Source organism: Moorena sp. SIO4A1 (assembly GCF_010672065.1).
In the GTDB taxonomy this organism is placed as follows: Bacteria; Cyanobacteriota; Cyanobacteriia; order Cyanobacteriales; family Coleofasciculaceae; genus Moorena.
Genome location: NZ_JAAHHX010000012.1, coordinates 249,303 through 274,558 on the forward strand (window position 1 = coordinate 249,303; position 25,256 = coordinate 274,558).

17 protein-coding genes and 1 pseudogene are annotated in these 25,256 nt (G+C 43.9%); 10 read left to right on the forward strand and 8 right to left on the reverse strand.

The window, feature by feature from the left end:
• Positions 1-68: 68 nt before the first annotated feature.
• Positions 69-2,132, reverse strand: coding sequence for a tetratricopeptide repeat protein (locus F6K53_RS13370; protein WP_293021631.1), 2,064 nt, complete (start codon positions 2,130-2,132; stop codon positions 69-71).
• Between the two features lie 752 nt (positions 2,133-2,884).
• Between F6K53_RS13370 and F6K53_RS13375 the strand changes: the two genes are divergently transcribed.
• A complete protein-coding gene (locus tag F6K53_RS13375; protein ID WP_293021629.1) occupies positions 2,885-3,388 on the forward strand; it encodes a hypothetical protein in 504 nt (167 codons plus the stop codon).
• A gap of 12 nt (positions 3,389-3,400) precedes the next feature.
• Here F6K53_RS13375 and F6K53_RS45845 read toward each other — a convergent pair.
• A pseudogene (locus F6K53_RS45845) lies at positions 3,401-3,601 on the reverse strand (transposase); the annotation flags it as partial.
• A gap of 765 nt (positions 3,602-4,366) precedes the next feature.
• Positions 4,367-4,792 carry a hypothetical protein gene (locus F6K53_RS13380; protein ID WP_293021627.1) on the reverse strand — a complete coding sequence of 142 codons (426 nt, stop codon included), beginning with the start codon at positions 4,790-4,792 and terminating at the stop codon, positions 4,367-4,369.
• A 284-nt stretch (positions 4,793-5,076) separates the two neighbouring features.
• Here F6K53_RS13380 and F6K53_RS13385 point away from each other — a divergent pair, with 284 nt between their 5' ends.
• Complete coding sequence (locus tag F6K53_RS13385) at positions 5,077-7,746, forward strand: carboxypeptidase-like regulatory domain-containing protein (RefSeq protein WP_293021624.1); 2,670 nt, start codon at positions 5,077-5,079, stop codon at positions 7,744-7,746.
• A 118-nt stretch (positions 7,747-7,864) separates the two neighbouring features.
• Here the strand turns inward: F6K53_RS13385 and rpsF are convergent, their stop codons facing one another.
• Positions 7,865-8,173 carry a 30S ribosomal protein S6 gene (rpsF, locus tag F6K53_RS13390; protein WP_293021674.1) on the reverse strand — a complete coding sequence of 103 codons (309 nt, stop codon included), beginning with the start codon at positions 8,171-8,173 and terminating at the stop codon, positions 7,865-7,867.
• Between the two features lie 574 nt (positions 8,174-8,747).
• Here rpsF and F6K53_RS13395 point away from each other — a divergent pair.
• Positions 8,748-9,548, forward strand: coding sequence for a fumarylacetoacetate hydrolase family protein (locus tag F6K53_RS13395; protein ID WP_293081045.1), 801 nt, complete (start codon positions 8,748-8,750; stop codon positions 9,546-9,548).
• On the opposite strand, the gene F6K53_RS13400 is transcribed toward F6K53_RS13395, so the two are convergent.
• Both F6K53_RS13400 and F6K53_RS13405 read right to left on the reverse strand, forming a co-directional pair.
• A complete protein-coding gene (locus F6K53_RS13400; protein WP_293064022.1) occupies positions 9,545-10,018 on the reverse strand; it encodes a Tic20 family protein in 474 nt (157 codons plus the stop codon). The two genes, F6K53_RS13395 and F6K53_RS13400, sit on opposite strands and share 4 nt — an antisense overlap.
• Before the next feature lie 139 nt (positions 10,019-10,157).
• Positions 10,158-10,355: a hypothetical protein gene (locus tag F6K53_RS13405; RefSeq protein ID WP_293021609.1), complete on the reverse strand. Its 198-nt coding sequence runs from the start codon at positions 10,353-10,355 to the stop codon at positions 10,158-10,160.
• A 761-nt stretch (positions 10,356-11,116) separates the two neighbouring features.
• On the opposite strand from F6K53_RS13405, the gene glyA reads away from it, so the two are divergent.
• The 6 genes from glyA (at position 11,117) to F6K53_RS13435 (ending at position 22,269) form a co-directional block, all read left to right on the forward strand.
• Entirely contained in the window at positions 11,117-12,400 is a 1,284-nt protein-coding gene (glyA, locus tag F6K53_RS13410) for a serine hydroxymethyltransferase (protein WP_293081048.1), read from the forward strand.
• Positions 12,401-13,977: 1,577 nt separating this feature from the next.
• The gene (locus F6K53_RS13415; protein WP_293064024.1) at positions 13,978-14,799 is read left to right on the forward strand and encodes a PEP-CTERM sorting domain-containing protein; all 822 of its coding nucleotides are present in this window, start codon (positions 13,978-13,980) and stop codon (positions 14,797-14,799) included.
• Between the two features lie 868 nt (positions 14,800-15,667).
• Complete coding sequence (locus F6K53_RS13420; protein ID WP_293064025.1) at positions 15,668-16,450, forward strand: PEP-CTERM sorting domain-containing protein; 783 nt, start codon at positions 15,668-15,670, stop codon at positions 16,448-16,450.
• 195 nt (positions 16,451-16,645) lie between these two features.
• Positions 16,646-16,804, forward strand: coding sequence for a hypothetical protein (locus F6K53_RS13425; protein ID WP_293064027.1), 159 nt, complete (start codon positions 16,646-16,648; stop codon positions 16,802-16,804).
• A 188-nt stretch (positions 16,805-16,992) separates the two neighbouring features.
• Complete coding sequence (locus F6K53_RS13430) at positions 16,993-18,630, forward strand: biotin/lipoyl-binding protein (RefSeq protein ID WP_293064029.1); 1,638 nt, start codon at positions 16,993-16,995, stop codon at positions 18,628-18,630.
• 411 nt (positions 18,631-19,041) lie between these two features.
• Positions 19,042-22,269, forward strand: a complete 3,228-nt coding sequence (locus tag F6K53_RS13435) for an efflux RND transporter permease subunit (protein WP_293081051.1) — start codon at positions 19,042-19,044, stop codon at positions 22,267-22,269.
• Positions 22,270-22,391: 122 nt separating this feature from the next.
• Here F6K53_RS13435 and F6K53_RS13440 read toward each other — a convergent pair whose 3' ends face one another.
• Both F6K53_RS13440 and queA read right to left on the reverse strand, forming a co-directional pair.
• Positions 22,392-23,177 carry a Uma2 family endonuclease gene (locus F6K53_RS13440; RefSeq protein ID WP_293064035.1) on the reverse strand — a complete coding sequence of 262 codons (786 nt, stop codon included), beginning with the start codon at positions 23,175-23,177 and terminating at the stop codon, positions 22,392-22,394.
• Positions 23,178-23,440: 263 nt separating this feature from the next.
• The gene (queA, locus tag F6K53_RS13445; RefSeq protein WP_293064038.1) at positions 23,441-24,649 is read right to left on the reverse strand and encodes a tRNA preQ1(34) S-adenosylmethionine ribosyltransferase-isomerase QueA; all 1,209 of its coding nucleotides are present in this window, start codon (positions 24,647-24,649) and stop codon (positions 23,441-23,443) included.
• A gap of 140 nt (positions 24,650-24,789) precedes the next feature.
• Here queA and F6K53_RS13450 point away from each other — a divergent pair, with 140 nt between their 5' ends.
• On the forward strand, positions 24,790-25,179 hold the full coding sequence (locus F6K53_RS13450) for a hypothetical protein (RefSeq protein WP_293021591.1): 390 nt from the start codon (positions 24,790-24,792) through the stop codon (positions 25,177-25,179).
• The last annotated feature ends 77 nt before the right edge of the window (positions 25,180-25,256 follow it).

Genomic DNA, 25,256 nt, shown 5'->3' on the forward strand with positions numbered 1-25,256 from the left:
TACTTTTGCATTAAAAGCATAAGCAATGTCGCTCAAAGGTTGCTGAGAATTGCTATAAATTCTTAAGCTCATAGGCGAGGCAAAATTTCTGGTAATAGCTGACCGGGAACTTTGGAAAGGGCAAGGCTTTGTCCCGCAGGACCATTTTCCCGAGAGAATGCCCGAATAGTGTGGATCAGGTAGTTCAGAGAAATTTGGTAGGTTTCGGGTTGATCAACTGTACCCATACAAGCTTGCACATGTTGGTGTAGGGCAGCTTCTAAATGAGTTAACTTAGACCCTTTGGTTAAGGAAAATTGTGGCTGTGTGGCTAGCTGGAAATGCACTAGCCCCAAGTTGTTGTAGGTAGCTATAATATCAAAGTTAACTGGTATAGGCGATCTATTCTGGTTAAGGACTTGGTCAGACGGGTGTGGTTGATGTCCTGCGATCGCAAGAGCATTTTCATAAGCCCTTATACATTGCTTAAAGTATTCTGCTTGTGCCCCATATTCCTCCTTTAACTGGTCGGCTAAGTGCCAGTAGGCGGTACCCAGGTTATTCTGGGTTGCAGCATAGCCAGCTGGGTCAACCTCTGGTTTCCGGTATTTGAGAGCATCTTTATAAGCAAATATCCCTAGCTTCAACCAGACTGTTGGTTGTTCGTGCTGGGCAAGACTCCAGTAAGCCGTACCCAAGTTATTTTGAATCATTGCCCAATTTTGAGGATTGGCTGTGGTGTCATGATCACAGATGGCTTCTTGGTAGGCTGCGATCGCTTTCTTTAAATTAGGCACTGGTGATTGATGTTGCGCTAGATTCCAGTAAGCCGTTCCTAAGTTGTTCTGGGTTGAAGCATATTTAACCATGTCATGATCAGCACCGCTATAGCGCAAAGCTTCTTCATAGGCGCGAATAGAATTTTCCAGATTTTTAGCTAAGTCTTGGTAGTGGCCTAACTCTCCATAAGCTGTTCCCAAATTATTCTGTATCATGCTAAAAATTTCCGGAGATTGTTCCGCTAAAAAGTCAGTTAGTGCTATTTGATAGCATTTAATCCCTTGCTCTAAATAAGAGACCATCAGGTTGTCATTGTTCGGACAACGAGATAGCATCCAGTAGAAATTTCCCACATCATTGAGGATAGCGGATTCTTCTATAGGTTTGAATTTTGACCATTGCAGCGCCTGCTCATAAGCCTGGATTGCGATCACTAAGTTTTCCTCAGAGGCATCTCCCTGTTCAATCAGGTAGCGATAATGATTGCCCAATTCAAGATAGGTTTGGCCTGTAGATGGTTTTTGAGTTCCAGGTGGCAGGTGGTTTAGTTCGCAGTTATCTTGTGGTGTTTCAGTTTCAGTTTCAGTTTCAGTTGCCGGTGGCAGGTTGTTTAGTTGAAAGTTATCTTGTGGTGTTTCAGTTTCAGTTGTAGGTGGCACGTTGTTTGGTTGAAAGTTATCTTGTGGTGTTTCAACATTAAAACTTTCAACTGTCAACACCTCCTCTTGCCCTGGTAGTGTCTCCACATCTTCCTGACCAGGATCGATTACTGTTGTTGAAGGGGGTAATGTGTAGGAAGCTTGTGGTGTATCAGCCACCCCTTGGGATAGGGGTGTTGGTTCTCCTTCAAACTCAAAGAAACCAGTGTGCTGTTGCCAAAATTCTGGTACGGACTGCTGAATGGAATAAAACCAAGGTCGTGGCAACCAGAGCAAGAAAGTCAGTTCCCAGTAGCTGAGATTATGCCCAATTGCCTGTAAATGCCTAAGAAACAATCGTTGCAGTGCTGCGGGTTGCCGTGTTAAGTTTTCTATACCCAGAATCTGAAATCCCGGTATACTTTCAGAAGTATAAGATTCCTGATGGTCGGTTAACCATTGATTAATCTGAGCTAGGGGATTAGGCTCGCTCAGATTTAAATTCAAGCTGACCAACTTTGGGTAACCTTGGTGGTTCCTTGACCCGTTTGCTGCACATAAGCCTAACTCCCGGTATAATTGATCTGCTAGCTGGTTGCGCAGATTCAGGTCATCACACACTGCCAAAAAAAGCTGGCGGCGCAGACCAATACTCAAAGCGAGTTTCAAACGTTGATAGGTTTGCCGATTCCAACTGGAAATTTCTTGATTTGAGGCAATGTCCGTTACTATCATGCTGGCATAGGTGTCAGAGCAAAGGGATTACATATCAACCTTTTCCTGCTTTTGTTGCCTAAGTCAGGATTGAACTTGAATATTCTGTGATCATCGCTTAATTTATCAGTAGTTAGCACTCAGGACGATTTTAAGGGAAGTATTGTTTAATTATCATTACAAAATAAATTACCTCTTCCCATTCTCGGTAATGCTTACAAAATCATAGTTTTTATTTTGTAAAACAGGTAATTGTTATTGTGTGACTACTTACAAATGACTTAGCATTGCTATATCCGTATTTATAACGATTGTTTAAAAAACATACTATATAAAAATCATTAATTTTTACCATACCTATTACCATAAAATTAGTCAACAATAGATTAAAGTATATCGCTGTTTACTAAATTATCGTAAGCATATGCGCTACGCGCACGCTACGCGAACAGCAATCAGCCGTCAGCCGTCAGCCGTCAGCCGTTGGCGGCACCTCAAGTATCGTCGTGGCACAGGCTTCGACGCTGGGACATAGCCCATAAGCTAAATCCTTAGTTTTATATTAATTAGTTACACATATTTTTAGCTATTTACTATTTCCGATTCCCGATTCCCGATTTCCGATTCCCAATTCCCGATTCCCGATTCCCGATTCCCAATTCTAAATTCTAAATTCTAAATTCTAAATTCTAAATTCTAACTTCCCGATTCCCGTTCCCCTCCTGGGAGGGGTTAGGGGTGGGTTCCGATTCCCGATTCCCTATTCCCTAGAAATGATTAAACTCAATCAACATTTAATAACCTATTTAGGTAGCTGCGCCTTATCTGCACTGGTGCTATTTCCCGGATTAGCTAAAGCTCAGGTTCAAGTTTCTCCCTTAGTTATTGAAGAAGAAGCAGAACGAGGTCAAGCCAGAGGTATCATCAACGTCACCAATCGCAGTAATAAAGCATTTCGAGCCCGTGTCTATGCCACACCTTTCACCTACGATGAAAATGGGTTTGAGGCATTGGAATCTAGCTCTAATGATTTAACCCCTTATCTACAATTCTCCCCTCGTGAATTGGTAGTAGAACCAGGAGTAACTCGCCGCATCCGAATGATTTACCGCTTTCCTCCTAGTATGGAGAAAGGGGAATATCGGGCAGTGATTTTCACAGAAAATCTGGAACATTCCCAGAATAACCGTGGTGGTGTAAGTATGGGCATTGTACCTCGCGTTGGTGTCACTGTCTATGTACGTCATGGAGACAGGACTTACGCAAGTAAGTCCTGAACTATAAACTGTTTTGGGTGGAGGGAAGTCGTGAGGAAGTAGTTCCCATGCACAGCCACTCCGGCTCCAATACAGAATAGCGTTGACTATTTCTCCTCTGATTACTGTTCGTTTGCGACCTCGCCCTGTTACCGATTTAGCTGCAGGCAGCAGGGGTTCAATTAGAACCCACTGCTTGTCCCTAAGGTCTGTTGGATAAGCTTTGCGATTCATTCACTTCACTCACTCGCTCTTCTAATCACTTCTCATCTTCAAGTCTCACCAGCTTCTTTCTTTAATCTTTTTTTTATAGATACCCTCTAGCGGCTATTCCCAAGGCAGTTATCGTAATAATGACTAGGGATTTAATCAGTTGTTTGGACATGGTAATTGTCTGGGATAACGTTACGGTTTTATATCCGTGTTATTCCCCTGTTACCATCCAGATTATTACCAAAAATCTATAAAATTTATATAATTATTACTTTTTATTAATTACTAGTTATTAGTAGCTGATAGCTCCCATGTAGCTGAATGCTTATATAGCAGTTCTCATAAGTAATGAGGTAAACAATATTTTTTACCTACTCCCTACTCCCTACTCCCTACTCCCTACTCCCTATTCCCTACTCCCTGCTCCCTGCTCCCTGCTCCCTGCTCCCTCAAAAAATGTCCCTCAACCCATTAATTGCTATAGATATTGACAGAATAATTAGCTGATGTTAGATTATTATAAATCAACGGTTTGTTGGTAAAGTCTCCGTAGTAAAAATCTGCTCAAGCCGATTCCCACGGAGACAACTAAAAATATAGAGTTTAATTGCAGTAACATCAATTACCTAGGGGGATAGGTGGATGGCTTCCAGCCAATAGTTGAGTTTAGTTAGCTGTAGCTGTAACCGTAAACTTAAAGGCGTAATCACCGCATTTAAGGGGTAAAATTACCTCGATCAACATGTCAGCTTCAACCTCGAATTTGCTAGGAGGTAAATTTAGTGGTTATGCTGCAGGTTCTCCCATATTACGCTCGATATCGCCAGTTGTTGGACGATCAATCTCAACAAAATAAACTCCATAGTTGTAGGTCTCGGCGGTGTCTAAAAGTTCTTCAGATAGAGGATTCATCGCCATCAAGTCTCCAAGAGAGACAGTTGATGGGGTATTACAAACCATCAAACCTGTAGCAGCATCACCTGGGTTAAGAACAGCTAATACTTCGGGAGCAGGGTTTATTAGAGTACCAGGTTGAACATCTATAAAAGAACAGGTTCCCTCTACTGTGCCCTCAAATTCAAACTCCTGCTCTATAGTAGCAGAAGCAGGAGGACCAGGAGGTACCTGAGCAAAGGCACTGGTAGCACCAGCAGCAACACCTAAAGCAGTCAATGCGGAAATAAATAAGGATTTACCGAATTGGTTTCTCATGTCCTTTATCTGGTGGAAATAAACTGTTTGTTTGTAATTTTTTTGTAATTATATTGTTTCCTAATTTCATAACTGGATACATCCGGAAAGATACCGAATTTAAAAATTCAGTGAAGTTAATTAAGGTGGAGAAAAATACGGGTAATAATGGAATAGGAGTGCTACTGCAATAAACCAGATGTATCAAACCCCTTAGTTACTGTTAGATCTGACCAAATTGGAAAGTCTGTATGTAGTTTCCCTTAAAAAATTTAGTCAGCATTTAGTCAGCTCATAGGTGTTGGATGAAAATTATTTCACTAGCTTATCTAGCTGTAACAACTCTCTTGTCTTCTTTGATTACCATAACTTCCGTTGTTGCCCAAACACTAGCACCTGAAATACCAAAACCGGAAGTCGCCGCCACTACCTCTAGCCCAAGGCGAAACGATAGTGATCAATTGATTATTCTTCCTGTGGGGGTAAATCTGGGAAAACAGAATGTGATTCCTAGTACCTTAGTGCGGGGATTTGAAGATGGTTCCCAGGCAATTAATTTTGAAAAGTGGCTGATTCCCTTAGATGATGTGATTAAGGGCTTGAAATTAGATGTCAAACCCTTAGAAGATGGTCAATTAGAAGTGCGATCGCCTGGTTTAGTCACCCGCATCAATCCAGAAGAATTACCAACGGACCCAGAATTAGGATTAGTCATTCCCGTCAAAACCATCCAAACTCTTCTAGGAGTTCCGACGGAGTTTGACATGATTGAATACGCGATTAGGTTTAATCCCCCCTGGTTGAATATGCGGCCCAAAGGTCGGCGAACTCCAGAAATCCCAGTCGTACTGGAAGGATTATCTGAGATTGATGCCCCTGCCTTTAGCATATCCGCGATCAGACAACGGGTAAATATTAGTGGCAGAGGGGGTGGTAGCAGTTCCGTGTCTAATTCCACTAACTATAGTGGAGAATTTACCACCGTCGGCACCTTATTAGGAGGTAGCTGGTTTTTGAGGACTCGCCAACCGGATTTAACCGATACCGGGACGTTTCGGTTACAGGAAGCCCAGTATTTTCGCCAAACCGATGCAGCGGATTTTGTCCTAGGTTCCCAGCCCACCTTTTGGCGAAGTCAAGGAACAGGTCAATATTGGGGTGCGACCACTATCCAGCGCTGGGGATTTACCCCACCCTCATCAAGAGGTGGATTTAATCCTAGCCAACGGTTGCAAGCCAATGACATTAGACGCAGGGTTACTGGGGAAGCTGAACCGGGTACATTAGTCCAGCTGACCCAAGGTTTTAATGATGTAGTGGTGGATGAAATCCTAGTGGACTCCTCTGGGGTTTACCGCTTTGAAAATGTCATAACTGGACGAGGCGGTAGCAATACTTATCGCGTCTTTCTATACCCAGATGGACAGCTTACTGCGGAACCGGAAATTCGAGAGGCCAAATTCTCTACTCTACCGGGTCAATTGACCAAGGGAGCCTCTGCTTTAGTTGTTTCCACTGGCTTGAGTCGAGAATCGAGCCAGAATGGGAATTTCTTCGGTGAGTTTATAGACGTGCGGGGGGGAATTGCCTATCGCTTAGGAGTCACAGAAGACCTGACCTTGGGGATGGGGGTGGTTTACGACGAGTCAGTGTTGGGGTTAGGGGAACTATTCTATCAACCTGCTGGCTTTCCCTTAAAGGTAAAAGTGTCGGCTCTTTTGGGTACAGAGGATGAGGAGATAGACTATGATGCCAGTATTAACTTCCAACCCTCTCCTAAGCTGAGCTTTAACTTCAACAGTGATAGTCTAGCCCAGCGGTTTCGGGTCAACTGGCAAGTCTTTAGTGGTTTAACCTTGAGAGCCAGTGGAAACACTCGGGAAGAAGCCTTAGCTGCTGGTATGAGCATTTCCCACACTAGCCAAGATTTCTCACTCTCTGCCAGTGCTGACATCGACACCAATAATAACTTGCGCTGGAGTTTGAGGTCTAACCTGGGAAGTCTGATACTCTCCCATCGAGGCAATGAAATCACTACCAATTCAGAACTGATCTATTATTTGTCCGATAGCAGTGCCTCTAAAGGACATTCCCTGCTACTGGGTTACGAAACCCGGGATTCCAATAACCGTGATGATCACCTGGCTCGCTTAGCTTGGCGCTATCGTTCTCAACAACAGTTTAGTGATGGTCGATATCTCTGGGACTTGGATTTCGCCTATGGCTTTGGTTCTCGCGGTAATGGATTGATTGCCTCAGCTTCCAGTGCGGTGATTCCCGGATTAGTATTGCGGTTACGTTATCAAGAAATATCTACTACCTCTGATGGCAGCACCTTCAGGATTGAACTTTCTCCCAATATCAATGTCCAATCAGGGATTAGCGCTGCCGACACCCGCTTTGACCGCTTACGCAGCCGAGGGGGATTGTTAATTCAGCCTTTCTTTGACAACAATGGCAATGGTAAACGAGATACAGGGGAAGAGATTTACCTCGAAGAGCCGGATTTACTTTTACTGCTGAATAATAAATCGATTACCTCTTTTCGACCAGACATTCGCAACAATGGGATTTTTGTCAAACTCGACCCTGACACCTATCGCCTCGACCTTGACCCTGCCGGATATCCCATCGACTGGAAACCTGAGGAATCAGCTTATGCAGTGGAGGTGGTGCCCGGTAGCTATACTCCAGTTACTGTGCCAATGGTACTATCCTACACGTTTGCAGGTGTAGTCACTGATGCTGCGGGAGAAGCGGTGGAGGGGGCGAAGGTAGAAGCAGTACCAGTTGATTCAGGAAAATCGATTTTTTCGATTACCAACGGTGCTGGGGTCTTTTATTTAGAAGGGTTGCAGCAGGGTAAGTATAATTTACTGATTAATGGTGAATCGGCTCAACCGAATCAAATTGAGATTAAGCCAGATTCCGAACCTTTCCAAGAACTGAATTTATCGATACTCCTTAGTCCTTAGTCTTTAATCGTTAGTGTTTTGTAGCCAGCAAAGAGTCTACAGGAAATAGGTAATCGTCAACTACCCATTACCTATTACCTGTTACCCATTACCTATTACCCCCTAGAATACCGAGAGTTCAAGCTTCAACTTCTGCTGGTTCTGGTTTAGGAGCTGGAGATGATTCGAGTCTAATGGTCAGGTAGCGAATCACATCTTGACTTAGACGCATTGCTCGCTCAATCTTGGCCACATGGGTACCTGGTCCATTATAGTTCATTTGGATATAAATCCCTTCCCGGTACCTATCAATGGGATAGGCTAAACGACGCTTGCCACGATGCTGAATCTCGATTTGCTCTCCACCGAGTTCCTGCAACAGGTCTCGGTATTTGCCGATAGCTTGATCTACTTGTTCCTCGCCCAAATCAGGACGCAGGATATACATCATTTCGTAAGTGTTTTGCACTGGTATTAATCTCCTTATGGACAAGTTGGCTTCTTTTTATCCGATGGACAGCACTAACAATCAGCACTAACAATCAGCACTAACAATCAGCTTTCCTTGACCCTCACCGAAGGTATGGTTAAAGGTTGGGTAATTGAGTTGCTTGCTACTGGATAGTTAAAGAAGCAAGGAATTGATCTACCGCTACTCAAGCGGACAGTTACCGGATCGGTAAGTGTGTGGGGTTGTTACACTTATCTGAATACTTTTATCTCAATACTTTGATATGAATACTTGACAAGCATTACCCCTTCACCATTTTAACCCCTTGTGCAACCAATTTCAATTAAATTTCAATTAAGTGGTGCTCAAAGAAAGTACATTCGTCAAAGGGGAATAACACTAGGCACCACCAGACACTACTAGAAGATGCTATGTATGAATGCAGCTTGTTATCTATTGTACTGTTAAGGACAATCTGTTATCGGTACTCAGTACTGACGTACTGCCAACTCAGGACTAATTTAGGTAAAGTAGAGAATTTTGGTAATATTATCAAGGAACATCTATTGTTATGACACAGCGCTACGTCCGAGTTAAATCTTCTAAAGGACAGACCTACTACGGCTTGTTACAGGTGACCCGCACTATTCAGGTGCTGGATGCACCACCTTGGTTACAAGGACAACCCATAGATTTAGAGTTGGAACCAGAAAGCTATCAATTGCTGGCTCCGTGTGCACCAACTAAAATCGTGGCTGTAGGGAAAAACTATACTGAACACGCAGCGGAATTGGGAACATCAGTTCCTGAGGAACCTTTACTGTTTCTTAAACCCCCTACCACTATAATTCCTGACTCTCAAGCCATCCAGTATCCGCCTCAGTCTCAGCGAGTAGACTATGAGGGAGAGTTAGCACTGGTAATCGGTGACTATTGCTTAGACTGCACACCAGACGAAGCTCAATCCAAAATTTGGGGTTATACGATCGCTAATGACGTAACGGCTAGGGATTTACAAAAGCGGGATGCCCAGTGGACCAGGGCTAAGGGATTTAATAGCTTTTGTCCCCTTGGACCCTGGATAGTCCGGGAGTTGAGTGCTGGGGCAAAATTGCAGACATTTCTGAATGACAACCCTGAGCCAGTTCAATCAGCTTTAATTAGTCAAATGGTATTTCCGCCAGATGTTTTGGTATCTTACATTTCCCAGGTGATGACCTTAGTACCAGGAGATGTGATCCTTACGGGTACACCCAAAGGGGTAGGACCAATGGAAATTGGCGATCGCGTCCGGGTGGAAATTGAGGGAATTGGTCAGTTGGAAAATACGGTGAGCTCACGCCCTTCACAGGTCAAGACTAGGCAAGACTAGGGGACTTGGCTGTAAACGGCTTGACTAAGGCTTGGTATTTCTGCGTAACGGCCCATCAATGATTGAATCATGGAGTAGCCGCAGGCGGCAAGGATTCCTAAAAATACTATATTATATAAGGTTTCTGTTAGCAAGTTAACCCCTAGTGCTTGGACTAAAATTGGCAACAATAGACGACACAAAACTAAAAGAATGTCTAAAAGAATCGCTTGCATGGTGTTAAAGCGAACAAAATGGCTGATTTGTGGGTTTCTGACTACGGCTAAGAATAAAACAAAGAAAATAATTAACCCCACGAAAGGCAAAGTGTAGAGTGAAATCAACGGTAGTAGTGGCAGGTAAATAATTTTCAGAATGGGAAACTGTTCTAGCATAAATTCACCAAAGGGCAAAACCTCAATTAGAGGGAGTAGATAAGGAAGGGCTGCAAAAATCCGGTCTTTAACATCTGTTGACCCGCGCCAAGTCATGGTGCTTTCTCCTTGAAGATGTTCAGATAAAGGGTAAACTAACTACTATTCAGCATAGCGCAGCACAACACTCTACCCCTGAGCGACCTGAAATGGGATTGACCTGCATGTCACGCTACGCGATCGCTTACTAGAAAAGTCAATCCATATTGACCAGACGGAAGCCCATTTCACACTCATACTGTTGAGCTTGCTTCTCACTGAGCTTCTTGAGCACATGACCACAGACCAATTTGCCTTGATGCCAGCGAGGTTGACCACTTGGGTCAGCCAGTAAACAACATTGACAGACAAGGTCGGGGGAAATTACTTGGTTGTCCGTTAGAATGACTAACATAGCACTAATCCCATTACACTATCAGGGCTGATGCCGAAGCATGATTCTTTTATTTCTTCTCAACAGCAGACTGAAGGATAGGAAACAGTGTTTACTGGTGTTTATTTGCTCACTATACCACCCATACTCATCCTGAAACTATTAACTAATCAGCTTAGTGCTTAAGTTTTGTTTATTAGTGCTGTTGATTAGAACTGTTGTTCAATGCTATTCCTATCTTATTCGATACTCTAGATGCTAGGTATTGCATTATTTAGATAATACTATAACTTTTAATAATATAATAAAAACTTTAAGTTTGGCTAAAACTTGGCTTAATCTGACTCTGAATCGTTTCAAACTCAAGCTTTCAGCTCATCCTTACCAATGAATTGTTTGACAGGACTTTTGGAAAGCTGGCGAAAAACTGGGCATTAAACGCCCATATGTAGTAGGAATAAGTAGTAGGCATAAGTAGTAGGGATAAGTAATAGGGTGCGTTAATAACCCACCCTGTAGGTAGAGTTACTGGGTAAGTCCTGTTTAAGGGTCGTGTCCAAACAAACCACCTGCCAAAAAATCTTCAGGGCGACTAAAGCTGCTATTTAGCTACCGGTAGTCGCTGATGGGATAAACCCGTGCATCAAAGCGCTACCTCAGTTTTTGATTCCCGCTCCTGCCTAGACAGGGCTTGATTGCCTCAGAGGATTTTTTGTAAGCATATACACCTTTAAGGTTGTTGTGTCAATTAGCAAACGTGATCGATCCTAGAAGTAAAGAAAGTGACTCAAACTAATTTAGATTTTCTCGCCGAAACCGATCCCACGATAGCCACCTATCTGGGAGAAGAACTCCAACGTCAACGGGAGCATCTGGAACTTATTGCTAGTGAGAACTTCACCTCCCCAGCGGTGATGGCAGCACAAGGCTCAGTGCTAACTAACAAATATGCTGAGGGATTGCCCGGAAAGCGCTACTATGGCGGCTGTAAATTCATTGACAAAGTCGAACAAGTAGCGATTGACCGTGCTAAAGAACTTTTTGGTGCTGCTCATGCCAATGTGCAGCCCCATTCTGGTGCTCAAGCGAACTTTGCGGTATTTCTAGCCTTACTAAAACCTGGTGACAAGATTATGGGGATGGATTTGTCCCATGGCGGACACCTCACCCATGGCTCACCGGTAAATGTGTCGGGTAAATGGTTTGAGGTGTGTCACTACGGTGTCAGCCAGGAGACTGAGCAATTGGACTATGGTCAGATTCGGGAACTTGCTCTGAAAGAGCGTCCCAAACTGATTATTTGTGGCTATTCCGCTTATCCCCGAATCATTGACTTTGAAAAATTCCGCGCCATTGCTGATGAAGTGGATGCCTACCTGATGGCGGATATGGCTCACATTGCTGGTTTAGTTGCCACTGGTCATCACCCTAACCCCCTTCCTCACTGCCATGTGGTCACTACTACCACTCACAAGACCCTGCGTGGTCCACGGGGTGGCTTGATTCTGACCAATCAATCGGATTTGGGTAAAAAGTTCGATAAGGCAGTGTTTCCGGGAACTCAGGGAGGTCCGTTGGAACATGTGATTGCTGGTAAAGCTGTTGCGTTTGGGGAAGCCTTGACCCCAGCATTCAAAACCTATTCTGCCCACGTGATTGAAAATGCTAAGGCTTTGGCAAGGGCACTGCAAAACCGGGAGTTAAAGATTGTTTCTGGTGGTACAGATAACCATGTATTACTGGTAGATTTGCGCTCTATTGGTATGACAGGTAAGCGAGCTGACCAACTGGTGAGCGGTGTCAAGATTACGGCTAACAAAAATACTGTTCCCTTTGACCCAGAGTCGCCCTTTGTGACCAGTGGCTTGCGCCTAGGTTCCCCAGCCATGACTACCCGGGGCATGGGAGTGGCAGAATTTACTGAGATTGGTAATATTATTGCCGATCGCTTACTGAATCCAGAGGATGAGCAAGTGGCAAATCAATGTCGGCAGCGTGTGGCACAGTTATGCGATCGCTTTCCTCTGTATCCCCATCTCACCAGTCTTGTACCAAGTTTGGTCTAAGGGTTGAAGGTTGAGGGTTAAGCAGTAGGGTGGGCAAACTTCTTTGATCTAGAATACTCAAAACAACCAAACTGTTTTTGCCCACCCTACAAGCTGATCTCAGTAGAGTCAGTAGGGTGGGCAAACTTCTTTGATCTAGAATACTCAAAACAACCAAACTGTTTTTGCCCACCCTACAAGCTGATCTCAGTAGAGTCAGTAGGGTGGGCAAACTTCTTTGATCTAGAATACTCAAAACAACCAAACTGTTTTTGCCCACCCTACAAGCTGATCTCAGTAGAGTCAGTAGGGTGGGCAAACTTCTTTGATCTAGAATACTCAAAACAACCAAACTGTTTTTGCCCACCCTACAAGCTGGTTAACGAGAAACGAGTACTACTATAGGAGAAACCTGTACCCGTTTCTTGCTAACGGGTACAGGTTAGTGGTAAATGGGTACTCCTGTGTTAAAAGTCAGTACCCGATCTAGTTTGTTGTTGACCGTTGACCGTTGACCGTTAACCAGAGACTTCGCCAATAGTGTCTTTGGTTTATCAGGGAGTCGGGAGTCGGGAGTCGGGAGTCGGGAACTTCGGATTAAAAGAGCTGTCCGCCCTAACCCACCAATAGTCAGCGATTTCAGCTGTCTTAAGATTTACTTTATAAACAGTCTCTAAGTCCTATTCTGTCAACATCAATAATCGAACAGCCCTTATTCACACATTTAAATTGTGAATAGGGGCCCTTTGGGGAGATGGGGAGATGGTCAGAGGGTAGACCGGCTTTTGCACAAGTGGATTAACCGTTGGTCACGCTACGGCAACGATTGGCCGTTGGCCACACTACGCGATTGACCGTAGGTCACGCTACTTGAGGTGGAAATTTAAATGCATCTTAGGTTACCAAGTATAGCGTTTTTATTTGAGATGTATAGGACTGCATCAAGACAGGGAACAGGGAACAGCGGATCTGGGAACAGTAGGAAAGAGCTCCGAATAGTTTTTGATGTTATGAAAAATCAGCAATATTGTTTATGACCTATTTGTAAATGCTATATCTTCTGAATTATCTCTTATCAAAGGATTGTTCATCAAAACTTTATTAAGTTAAAGATTTAGTGAATTTTACTTTAAGTAGCTAAATTATTCCGGATTTATATGTAATAGTGTTGTTGGAAAATAAATCAGTCATCAATGTTAACTAGTTCATTGTTTTCATAGCTGCCAACCTAAAGCCGTCAAAGAAAAGACCCCCAGATGGGGATAATAATCAACAATGAACACTATCCTTAGAGCGCGCAGCTTAAGTTCCTAGGGATTTTTATCATTAGTTACATCCATGCTTAGACTAGTTGGCTTGGATGGGTCAGATCATGGTGCTTGCTTATTAAGAGGCTCTAGATTTTAGAATTAATTGATTTGAGCCCCTTGATGTTTAGATGATCTGACTTGTTAAGGAATTTTCCAATACTCTCCAAACCGATGCAGTCGCTCATGGGATAAACCCCCTTTGGCCGCGCTGCATCAAGACATAGTTCCAGCAAATAGTGTCGTCGCGAAAACCATAGCATTTTCCCTAACAAAGGAGCAATCAATTTTATGTCTACTCGTCAATTGTTCAATGTTTTAACCCTATGCTCAGGTACAGTAAGTTTAGTTAGTGCGGCAACTCTTTTAAGTGCTAACCCAGCCCTGGCAATTTTCAATGGCAGTTTTGAGACTGGTGATTTCACCGAATGGGCAACCATAGGCGACACTAGTATTGAGACAGAAGCGTTTGGAAGTGGTCCAACCGATGGAGACTTCCAAGCTCTACTAAGTACTGGTGTATTTAACACATTTCCTGTCACAGTTCCTGTCACAGTTCCTGTCTCGGATATAGAAACATTTCTAGGATTAACAGCTGGAAGCTTAGCTACTATCCCTAATCTTCCCAATGTAGACACTCCCACAGAGGGTTCTGCAATTCAACAAACCTTCACCGCCCATGCCGGAGATATTTTGACTTTTGATTGGAACTTTCTCACCAATGAATTTACATCATCTTTGAATCCAGAAGATTTTCCCGGTTTTCCCTTTGTTAATCCAGAAATTTATAACGATTTTTCCTTCGTCAGCATCTCTCAAATGGTAGATGGGCTAGCTGACACCAACTCCCCACTATTCATAGAATCTTTGACAGATTTTGTGACACCTTTCTTTGAAGAGACTGGCTTTCAGAGTTTTTCTTATACCTTTGAGACCTCCGGAAGCTTTAGTTTGGGATTTGGAGTCTTGGACGAGGATGATACTTTTGTTAGCTCTGGACTGCTGATTGACAACGTTGAGCTAACACCCGTTCCGGAACCTGCTTCAATTTTGGGCTTACTAGCATTAGGTGCTTTGGGAACAGGTGCAGCTTTCAAAAAAAAGACTGCATAGTTCTAAAGCACAGCCTCTAGGTCGGGAGTATCCCGAGTCCTCACCCAAAGGGAGTGACAAGCAGCATTATTAGCCTTACTGAATGTGGGGTGACCGGGCGAATGGGTGTAGAAAAACGAGGTAGCTGCATCGCTTTTAGCCTTCTTGTCACCCCCTCAAGGTTTCGAGTCTAGTTTTGCCTAAAAGACTCTTTATTAAAAGTTGCTTAAATCCTTGATAATGGAGCAGCCCCTATTCACATATTGAAATTGTGAATAGGGGCGCTTTGGTGAAATGGGGAGATGGTCAGAAGTTACACCTGCTCTTGCACCAGTGGATTGATTGGCCGTTGGCCACGCTACTTGAGGTGGAAATTTAAATACATATTAGCTGACCAAGTCTCTTCTGAATTATCTCTTATCAAAATATTTTTCATAAACCCTTTATTAGTTTAAATATTGAGTAAAGTTTACGTGAATTATGTCAATTATTCCGGATTTATATGTAATAGTGTTGTTGGAAAATAAATCAGTCATCAATGTTAATTAGTTCATTGTTTTCATAGCTACCAACCTCAAGCAGTAAAAGAAAAGACTCCCAGATGGGGATAATAATCAACAATGAACACTATCCTTAGAGCGCGCAGCTTAAGTTCCTAGGGATTTTTATCATTAGTTACATCCATGCTTAGACTAGTTGGCTTGGATGTGTCAGATCATGGTGCTTGCTTATTAAGAGGCTCTAGATTTTAGAATTAATTGATTTGAGCCCCTTAATGTTTAGATGTTCTGAGTTGTTAAGGAATTTTCTAAACTATTCAAATAGTTCGCTCAAATAGTGTCGTCGCGAAAACCATAGCATTTTCCCTAACAAAGGAGTAATCAATTTTATGTCTACTCGCCAATTGTTCAATGTCTTAACCCTATGCTCAGGTACAGTAAGTTTAGTTAGTGCGGCAACTCTTTTAAGTGCTAACCCAGCCCTGGCAATTTTCAATGGCAGTTTTGAGACTGGTGATTTCACCGAATGGGCAACCATAGGCGACACTAGTATTGAGACAGAAGCGTTTGGAAGTGGTCCGACAGATGGAGACTTCCAAGCTCTACTAACCACTGATTTTGGCTCAGTTCCTGTCTCGGATATAGAAACATTTCTAGGATTAACAGCTGGAAGCTTAGCTACTATCCCTAATCTTCCCAATGTAGGCACTCCCACAGAGGGTTCTGCAATTCAACAAACCTTCACCGCCCATGCCGGAGATATTTTGACTTTTGATTGGAACTTTCTCACGGATGAATTTACATCTTTGAGTGAAGAAATTTTTAACGATGTTGTCTTGTTTATTCCAGAAGAGTTTAACGATTTTTCCTTCGTCAGCATCTCTCAAATGGTAGATGGGCTAGCTGACACCAACTCCCCACTATTCATAGAATCTTTGACAGATTTATTTTTTGAAGAGACTGGCTTTCAGAGTTTTTCTTATACCTTTGAAACCTCCGGAACCTTTAGTTTAGGATTTGGAGTCTTGGACGAGGATGATGAGATTGTTGACTCTGGACTGCTGATTGACAATGTTCAGCTAACACCCGTCCCGGAACCTGCTTCAATTTTGGGCTTACTAGCATTAGGTGCTTTGGGAACAGGTGCAGCTTTCAAAAAAAAGACTGCTTAAGCATATGCGCTACGCGAACAGCGTTCAGCGCTCAGCGGTCAGCAGACAAAATACATTCTTGTAATTAGTTTAAATTAATCCTCAAAAAACCCCACTGGTTTAAAACACTGGTGGGGTTAATTTATGATTTGTGATTTGTTTACAAATTAACCTAAATTTAAATGCAGCCATTAATTTATCCCGTCTGGCATACAGATGAAAGCCTATAGAGGGATAACCGCTCCTACTCCCTACTCCCTACTCCCTACTCCCTACTCCCTACTCCCTACTCCCTACTCCCTTAATAAAATAATCTTATCCCTGGCTTTTAGTACTTATCCTGTTTCAATAGAAGTTTTGAGGCTGTATACTTGACAAAACTTCCGGTAATCCTATACTACGGGTTTATGGCACGGTTGCTCCAACAGATATATGGTAGATATCTGCTTGTTCTGATGCGCGCCTGTGGCATTTCTCTAGAAACAGACTCCTTGGTGACAGGCGATATCCCTATACTAAGCTACCCAAAAATACTTAAGACTTGATGCTACAGGAAATCAATAATGAAATCAAATCCTTTGCCTCAAAAGCACTTGTCCTCACCTCAACCAATTCAAGAAGACATTGATCAAGGAGTTGAACAGCAACCACAAGACCCATTACCCGAACTAGAAACGGAAGCTGCCAGAGAAGCAACCAATACCCCCGCCCATCCCTCCCGCAAAAAGCGACCGATGTGGCCTTTTCTACTGCTCGGTATCGGTATTATAGCATTGGGTGCGATCGCTTTCAAACAGTCCCAACCTAATCCCGAGGTATCACAAAACACCATCACAGCAGCCCCAGCTGAACCTAACCGGTTACCTGTACGAGCCACCCCAGTCAAAATTTATCCACTGCAACAGTTAGTTTTTGGCAATGGTTTCGTTTCAGCAGTGCGAGGCAAACACCTGACCTTCCAAACCTCAGGAACTATCACCTATCTCAAAAAAGTTAATGGACGGGATCTGCGAGAGGGAGATTTTGTCAAAAAGGGTGAATTACTAGCAAAATTAGATGACCGCAGACTGCGAGCAGAGCTGGCACAAGCTGAAGCCCAAACTGCTGAAGCTCAGACCCAAAGGGTAACAGCACAGGCTAACTTGTCTCAAGCTCAAGCAAATGTAGAACAAACCAAAGCACAAGTAATCAGCGCCCAAGCCCAGTTTGAAGCAGCAAAAAATGATTTTGATTTAGCGATATCTGAATTCAAACGCCGTCAAGAACTGTTCGATTCCGGTGTAATCTCAGAAAGTGATGTTGATGTCTACAGAAATAGAGCCGAGGATGCTCAATCCCAAGTCAGAGCAGCACAAGCTCAAGTTAATGCTGCCAAGAGCAATGTCAAAGCGGCTGAAAGTCAGTTAGCATCTGCCCAGTCACAATTAACTGCTACTGTTGCCCAGATTGCTTCAGCCAAGGCTGGGCAAACTCGCTCTACTATTAGTTTAGAAGATACGGAAATTGTAGCACCTTTTGATGGAATTGTAGCCCACCTTAATATCCGAGAGGGAGACTTCTGGACAACCCAAATTTTAAACAGTGTAAACACTAGTAATTATCAGACTGTAGTCGATTCAGTGCCTATCATTGTCAATGACCCTAGCGCTTATGAAGTCGATGTGGAACTACCCACCTTTTATGGCCCATTGGTGCAACCGGGTCAATCAGCTTATGTGGTGTTAGATCAAGACATGAGTACTGCCTCTACTAGAGGCATCACCCAACAGGAATTGTTTCGCCTTGCTAAAGCCCGAGGCGCAATTTTTTCAGTCAGTCCTTCGGTTAACCCTGGTGAGCGTTCTGTACACGTGACCATCCGCCTGTACCAAGGAAGTAAGAATGTACTGGATCGAGAGCGAGTTTCTGTTTGGATTGCTGTGGAAGAAAACCCCACAGCCCTAAGTGTTCCTCTTAATGCAATTGTCTACCGGGACCAGAAACCCTATGTCTTTGTTGTAAATCAACAAGAAAACGTCGTCAAACTGCGTCCGGTAACAGAGGGTATTCAGGGGATTTCTCTGCAAGAAATTACAAGTGGTGTTGAACTTGGCGACTTAGTGGTCACAGAAGGACTAAATCGCTTAGTTGATGGCACACCAGTTGAAGTGATTAACTATAGCAAAGGGAACAGGGAACAGGGAGTAGGGAGTAGGGAGTAGGGAGTAGGGAATATGGCATCAAAAATTATCACAATTCATTTAAACTCCGTATAGGAATTTTGTAAGTTGGTAAAGGGAACAGGGAACAGGGAGTAGGGAGTAGGGAGTAGGGAGTAGGGAATATGGCATCAAAAATTATCACAATTCATTTAAACTCCGTATAGGAATTTTGTAAGTTGGTAATTGGAGTTTTTCAGTACCTTTTATGCTAAAGTTCCAGTTAAAAAAATCAGAAAGCTTTATACACAAGGAAAATTATGCTATTCAACTAACAAAAATTACTGAATACAGCCTCTTCCCACTTTTCCCTGTTCCCTGTTCCCTGTTCCCTATTACAGACTGTTTATTTAGCATAACAGTTACGGTAGAGCCGTAATTGGTCAGATGACGTTTTCCTTTGGTAGGTAATTGATGAGTAGTAAGCTGGTTTCCTCCAACTCTAAACCTGAGGTTTTACAGGATAAATTACATCATAATGGGCATGATGGGCATGATGGGCATGATGTTAACCGAGCCTCAGGTTTAGCTAAATTCTTTTTCCTGAAAACAGTATTTGGTATTCTCCTGATCGTTTTGCTAACCTTGGGTGGGTTGATGGGTTATCAGTCGATGGTCAAAGAAGCGGATCCAGATGTGGAAATTCCCATGGCGATAGTGACTACTACTTGGCCAGGGGCTGACCCAGAAACCATGGAAACTCAAGTTACAGATAAAATTGAAAAAGAACTCAAATCCCTCAAGGGATTGAAGAAAGTTGAGAGTGCTTCTTTCAACGGTTTCTCCCAGATATTAGTTGAATTTCAAGCTAATGCTAATGTTCAGGAGTCGATGGCACTGCTGCGGCAAAAAGTTGATGATGCTGAACCGGAGATTAATTCAGAGGCTGAGCAACCAAATATAGAGCAAATCTCTGCCCAAGATGTTCCGATTTTCTCGATTGCTTTATATGGTAATCTCGATCCGGCGGTGTTCAGTCGGGCGGCGGAAGATATTCAAGAAAGACTAGAAAAAGTCTCGGATGTACGGGAGGTTAATTTAGCAGGACAACGGAAAGAAGTTATCAATGTCCAACTTATCCCCAGCCGCATGATTGCTTTGGGGATTTCCCCAACCACAGTAAGTGACCGCCTCAGAGTTGCTAACCAGGATATGCCCTGGGACCAGATTGAAAACGAACAGATTGGGGCTCAGGTGCGATTGTACGGTAGGTTTCGTACCTTGGAAGATTTACGTAGCTTGCCTATCACTCGTTTGGGTGGTACTAATGGTAGGGTAGTGCGCCTCGATGAAGTTGCCTTAGTACGTCGGGATTTGGAAAGGGAAAAGACTCGTGCTTTCATTAGTTGGCAGGGTTCTGAGTTTGAACCCACCGTCAGCATGGATGTAGTGAAAGTACCAGGGTCTGACTCGATTAAGGTAATCGAAAAAACCTTAGAAGAACTGGAATCTCTTAAGCAAGACCTCAATGTCTGGCCTTTTGGGATGGATTATCGGATTACCTACAGGCAGGACGAAGAGATTCACGATGAGCAGAATAGCCTGATCAGTAATGTGCTTCAGGCCGTGATTGGTGTTTTTATCATCTTGTTCATTGCCCTGACCTGGCGAGAAGCAATGATTGCTGGGTTATCGATTCCTTTAACCTTTCTCGGAGCTATATTTCTGCTCTGGATTGGTGGGTACACCCTCAACAATATGATCTTATATGGGATGGTAATAGCACTAGGATTGCTGGTGGATGTATTCATCTTAATGATGGAGGGGATGCATGATGGACTGTTTGTGGAAGGGTTAACCTTTAATCAGGCAGCCCTTAAGACTGTGAGAACCTATGCAGCACCAGCCTTTTCCGGTCAGCTCACAACTATTCTAGCTATGGCACCCCTGCTGGTAATTAGTGGCACGATGGGCAAGTTTATACGCTTGATGCCCATCACAGCAATTATCTGTCTGTTGCTCAGTTATGCGATCGCTTTATTAATCGATATACCCTTGTCTCGCTTTCTGTTAGGTAATGTCAAAGGCGGGATCCAAAAAACCCGCATTGATAAATTAACCGAATCCGCCTCTGAATGGTTTAAAAACTGGAGTCTCAAGTTTACAGTACGTAACCGAGCAATAGCTGGTGCTTGGATTGTCGGCACTGTAGTTCTTTTTATGACCTCTTTGGTTGCGGTTGCGCAATTACCAGGAACGCTTTTTCCTGATGCTGACAACCGCCCGATCAGTATCAATGTGGAATTACCCCCCACAGCAACCTTGGCAAAGTCTCAACAAGTGGCAGATGATTTAGGAGAAATTTTGCGTTCCAAGGATTATTTTGAAAGTGTCACCAAATTAGTTGGTCAAAAAAGTGGTTTAGTCCAAGAGAGTGGTCTTAAGCCGACACAGGATAACTATTTACTAGGTTTCTCAGCACTATTTACCAAAAAAAACCAGCGCGACCAGTTGTCCTATGAGTATATAGATGACTTGCGAACAGAACTGAATCAGGCCATGCGTAATTATCCTGGAGCATCCCTAGTCATCAATGTTCCTGGTACTGCTGAAGGCGGAGACCCCATTGCCATTGAGCTAAAAGGCAATGACATGAACAGACTGCGGCAGATTTCCGGTGAAGTCCAATTAGCACTGCGCCAGATTGATGGGACTGAAGATGTCCGTGATGGCTTGGGAGACTTGCGCAACGATATCAAACTTCGACCCAAACGGGAAGCTATGGATTTTTATGGCATCAGTGAAAATGACCTAGCCCTGCAGGGACGCTACATTATGACCGATAACGAGATTACAGACTCTGCGATTAGAGCAGGAAAAGACGACTTAGAAATTCGCCTGAGTACTGCCTGGCCCTCCCGCAATGGCGCTGTCGGTGGTCCCACTCGTCGTGATGAGTTGAGAATGTTTCAAGTGTTTTCATCAGACCACGGAGCAATATCGGGAAATGCGATATTGGATATTGAGCAGAGCATGGCTCCCCTATCGATTACCCATACAGATACTGAACGCACAGTTACTGTTTATTCTAAAGCTAAAGGTCGCACTCCTGGAGAGATTTTGGCAGAGTTACAGCCAAAATTAGAGCAAATGAAGAAAACCTGGTCTCCAGGTTATGATTACAAATTCGGCGGAGAGGCTGAAACTCAAAGTGAGACCTTTGGTTCTGCAATTCAGATGTCCTATGTATCACTTTTCTTAGTTTTTTCGGTACTGGTGCTGCAATTTGGCTCTTTCACCCAGCCTTTCATTATTATGCTCTCTATCCCCTTTGCTTTGATTGGCACCTTTAGTGGTTTCTCTTTGCTCGGGATACCCCTTTCGTTTCCTACCATGATTGGGATTATTTCTCTAGTGGGAATTGTAGTTAATGATTCCATCGTGATCGTAGAAACCATGAACAAGCATCGCTCAAGTGGAATGAAAGTGCGACAAGCTGCAGCTCATGGTGCTTCTGACCGACTGCGCCCGGTACTGACCACCAGTATTACCACCATGGTTGGTTTGATTCCTTTAGCACTAAGTGATCCCATTTGGTTTCCTTTATGTATGGCAATTATCTTTGGTTTATGTGCCTCAACCTTGAGTGCGTTACTGGTGATTCCCTGTTTGTATTTACAGTTGACGCCAAATCAGAGATAGGCAAGAGGCAACAGGCAAGAGGCAAAAGTTGGTTTTAGTGTAAGCTATCAGCTATCAGTTATCAGTTATCAGCTAAAGGCTCGACTAGGTGAGGACTCTTGCCCTTTGCCTCTTGTTATTCTTCAAACTTCCTCTGGATTTACTCCCATTGCTCGTAAGCGAGCAGCGAGTTTGTCAGCCCGTTCTTGAGCGATCGCCGCTTGTTCTTGAGCGATCCCCGCTTGTTCTTGAGCGATCCCCGCTTGTTCTTGAGCGATCCCCGCTTGTTCTTGAGCGATCGCTGCATTTTCTTCAGGAGTAGGTAGCACAATTCCTTCCAAGGTAGCCCAACGCAGCCAAGTGGCCTCTACATCCTTATACAAGCCTGACCAACGCACTAAGGCTAACCCTAATCTTTCGCTAATTAGTCGCTCCTGTTCATCTTCACTTAACGGCTGATACACACCATTGTCTAAGCTAAATCCGGCAAAATCCTCTGGATTAAACGGGTCGTACCAAAAATATTCCGATACTCTGATTTGGTCTTGATAAACTAGTTTTTTGGTAGTTTTATCGGTCTTGGCTGTACTCTGTGAAATTAATTCAATGATCACATCAGGTGCTTTACCTTCTTCCCAAACTACCCAACTGAGTCGTTCGCCTTTGGGAACCCCAAGCACTACAAAGACATCTGGACCCCGGAAGTCTTGATTTTTAAGTTGTGCTTCACTGAAATGAAGAAACATATTACCGCCCACATAGCCATCCTCCCGCTGGGCTAACCAAGGCAATAACGGATCAATCAGCAATTGCATCTGGAGTTTATGTCGTTCAGTTTCCATCGGAATACCGTCATCACAGGGAAGGTCATACTGAGTTGGCAGATAAGGAGTATTAGGCACAACAGCAGAGGTCATGGTTTTAGACATAGCGATCGCATTACCTACTCAAATTTAACGCCCACAGCTACGATATCGTTGAAATTTGGTAAAAAACCCAGCGCTTGGATCTATCTTTTTTGCTAAAAATCTGGTATAGAAGTTCAAAATTTAATTATTGTTGATAGGGTTTCTGATAGTAACGAGGTACAAGGATTTTTTACCTCTTCCCAGGGAGTGCGCTTGACCCATTAAGAATTAAATTCGCCACGGGTCGCACCGCTCCCTACTCCCTACTCCCTACTCCCTATTCCCTACTCCCTACTCCCTATTCCCTGTTCCCTGGGGACATCTCTAGCTTCTGGCAAAATTAACATCGCATCACCAAAGGAATAAAAGCGATAACTAAGAGCGATCGCATCCTGATACAAGCTCAGTAACCGCTCCCTCCCTACCATGGCGCTAACTAACATTAATAAACTCGACCGAGGTAAGTGGAAATTGGTAATCAATCCCTCCACTACCTGCCACTGATAGCCTGGGTAGATAAATAAGTTAGTCTTACCACAATAGGGTTGTAATTCCCCATCCACAACGGCTCCCTCTAGAGCACGGACTACCGTTGTGCCTACAGCAATCACTCTGCCTCCGGTTGCTCTAGTTTCCTGAATTTGCTCGACAGTTGATTGGGGGACTTCTAGCCACTCTCCGTGCATGTCGTGCTCGGTAATATCCTCCACTTCTACAGGCCGAAATGTACCAACCCCCACATGTAGGGTGATATACCCTAGCCGAATTCCCTGTTGGCGGCAGTTTTCCATCAGCTCATTGGTGAAATGGAGTCCAGCAGTGGGAGCAGCAACAGCACCGTTCTTTTGAGCATAAATGGTTTGATACTGGTCTGGGGTAGCTTGAGAGTCTTGGATATAGGGGGGTAGAGGAACCTGACCATACAACTCCAACAGGGTTTCCCAGGATACTCCCTCTGGGAAATCAAACTGCAATATCCGCCCACTGGTCGCTTCATCTGTTGCCAGAACAGTTGCTTTCAGAGGAGGTAGGGGGGTAGTTAGGTGTTTTGATACGGTACTATCGTTGAGCCCAAGGTCGGATGAGGGAGTAAACCAAATCTCTGCTCCTGGCTTGAGACGCCTACCTGGTTTGACTAAAGCTAGCCAACTCTGGTGTTGTCCCTGCTGTTGTCCCTGGTGTTGTCCCTGATGTTGTCGCTCTTCTAACAACAATATCTCCACAGGCACACCAGTGGATTTACGCCCATAGAGTCGAGCGGGGATAACCCTGGTGTTATTGAGGATCAATAGGTCACCCGGTTGCAATAGCTGAGGTAATTCCCTAAAGATGTGGTGGCTATGGTGAGTTGGTGAATCTACCACCAGCAGTCGTGAACCATCCCTCTCGCTCAAGGGTGTTTGGGCAATTTGCTCTTGGGGTAGTTCATAGTCATAGCTTGAGACTAATCGGTCGATTTGGTGCGTGGATGTCTGTTTGTCAATCCCTGTCATGCTGTTATTCCTAAATTGGGGAATATCCCCTATCTAAGATCGGGGGAATATCCCCTGTCCGTTAGCAATCCTGCCTTGCCAAAATAAAGATACAGCAATAGGATATCAAGCCTCAGTTGGTTACTAACTAACTCCTCTCTATGGATTACCTTTACTTTTTAGCTAATGCCAGTCTAACTCTGCGAGTCGTTGAGTATATAAAAGACTCGCCCCAGCTACCTATAAAATTTGCCACGGTGATTCATCGGATTGATGGCTGGGTGGTTAAGGTCAAGATGGACACACCCTTAACGGCTCAACAACATGGAGACTTTCGGGCTTATATGAACGAGTTGGGGATTCCCTACAGCCCAGACATTCGTGTGCAAATGGCTCTGTGGAGTCTGGAAACCGGACAGTCACCGGTAGAGGTCATGCGTCGCTACCAAGTTGCTGTGGTTTCTCATGGTAGTCCAAACCAGAGCGACATAGAAGCTTTTTGCGAACAATTTACCATGGGGTTGGGATATTGTCCAGAAACCTTGGCTTGAGCAACTTCACCTAGGGTGGGCTTTGCACGTCGCTAGGCACTGCCCACCCTAGGATTAATCACAACGGTGCCAGATCT

What these genes read in the sequence shown, in the direction of transcription:
- F6K53_RS13370 (WP_293021631.1), bottom strand. Translation starts at nt 2,132, where the DNA reads ATGATAGTAACGGACATTGCCTCAAATCAAGAAATTTCCAGTTGGAAT.
- F6K53_RS13375 (WP_293021629.1), top strand. Translation starts at nt 2,885, where the DNA reads ATGATTAAACTCAATCAACATTTAATAACCTATTTAGGTAGCTGCGCC.
- F6K53_RS13380 (WP_293021627.1), bottom strand. Translation starts at nt 4,792, where the DNA reads ATGAGAAACCAATTCGGTAAATCCTTATTTATTTCCGCATTGACTGCT.
- F6K53_RS13385 (WP_293021624.1), top strand. Translation starts at nt 5,077, where the DNA reads ATGAAAATTATTTCACTAGCTTATCTAGCTGTAACAACTCTCTTGTCT.
- rpsF (WP_293021674.1), bottom strand. Translation starts at nt 8,173, where the DNA reads ATGTATATCCTGCGTCCTGATTTGGGCGAGGAACAAGTAGATCAAGCT.
- F6K53_RS13395 (WP_293081045.1), top strand. Translation starts at nt 8,748, where the DNA reads ATGACACAGCGCTACGTCCGAGTTAAATCTTCTAAAGGACAGACCTAC.
- F6K53_RS13400 (WP_293064022.1), bottom strand. Translation starts at nt 10,018, where the DNA reads ATGACTTGGCGCGGGTCAACAGATGTTAAAGACCGGATTTTTGCAGCC.
- F6K53_RS13405 (WP_293021609.1), bottom strand. Translation starts at nt 10,355, where the DNA reads ATGTTAGTCATTCTAACGGACAACCAAGTAATTTCCCCCGACCTTGTC.
- F6K53_RS13415 (WP_293064024.1), top strand. Translation starts at nt 13,978, where the DNA reads ATGTCTACTCGTCAATTGTTCAATGTTTTAACCCTATGCTCAGGTACA.
- F6K53_RS13420 (WP_293064025.1), top strand. Translation starts at nt 15,668, where the DNA reads ATGTCTACTCGCCAATTGTTCAATGTCTTAACCCTATGCTCAGGTACA.
- F6K53_RS13425 (WP_293064027.1), top strand. Translation starts at nt 16,646, where the DNA reads ATGAAAGCCTATAGAGGGATAACCGCTCCTACTCCCTACTCCCTACTC.
- F6K53_RS13430 (WP_293064029.1), top strand. Translation starts at nt 16,993, where the DNA reads ATGAAATCAAATCCTTTGCCTCAAAAGCACTTGTCCTCACCTCAACCA.
- F6K53_RS13435 (WP_293081051.1), top strand. Translation starts at nt 19,042, where the DNA reads ATGAGTAGTAAGCTGGTTTCCTCCAACTCTAAACCTGAGGTTTTACAG.
- F6K53_RS13440 (WP_293064035.1), bottom strand. Translation starts at nt 23,177, where the DNA reads ATGTCTAAAACCATGACCTCTGCTGTTGTGCCTAATACTCCTTATCTG.
- queA (WP_293064038.1), bottom strand. Translation starts at nt 24,649, where the DNA reads ATGACAGGGATTGACAAACAGACATCCACGCACCAAATCGACCGATTA.
- F6K53_RS13450 (WP_293021591.1), top strand. Translation starts at nt 24,790, where the DNA reads ATGGATTACCTTTACTTTTTAGCTAATGCCAGTCTAACTCTGCGAGTC.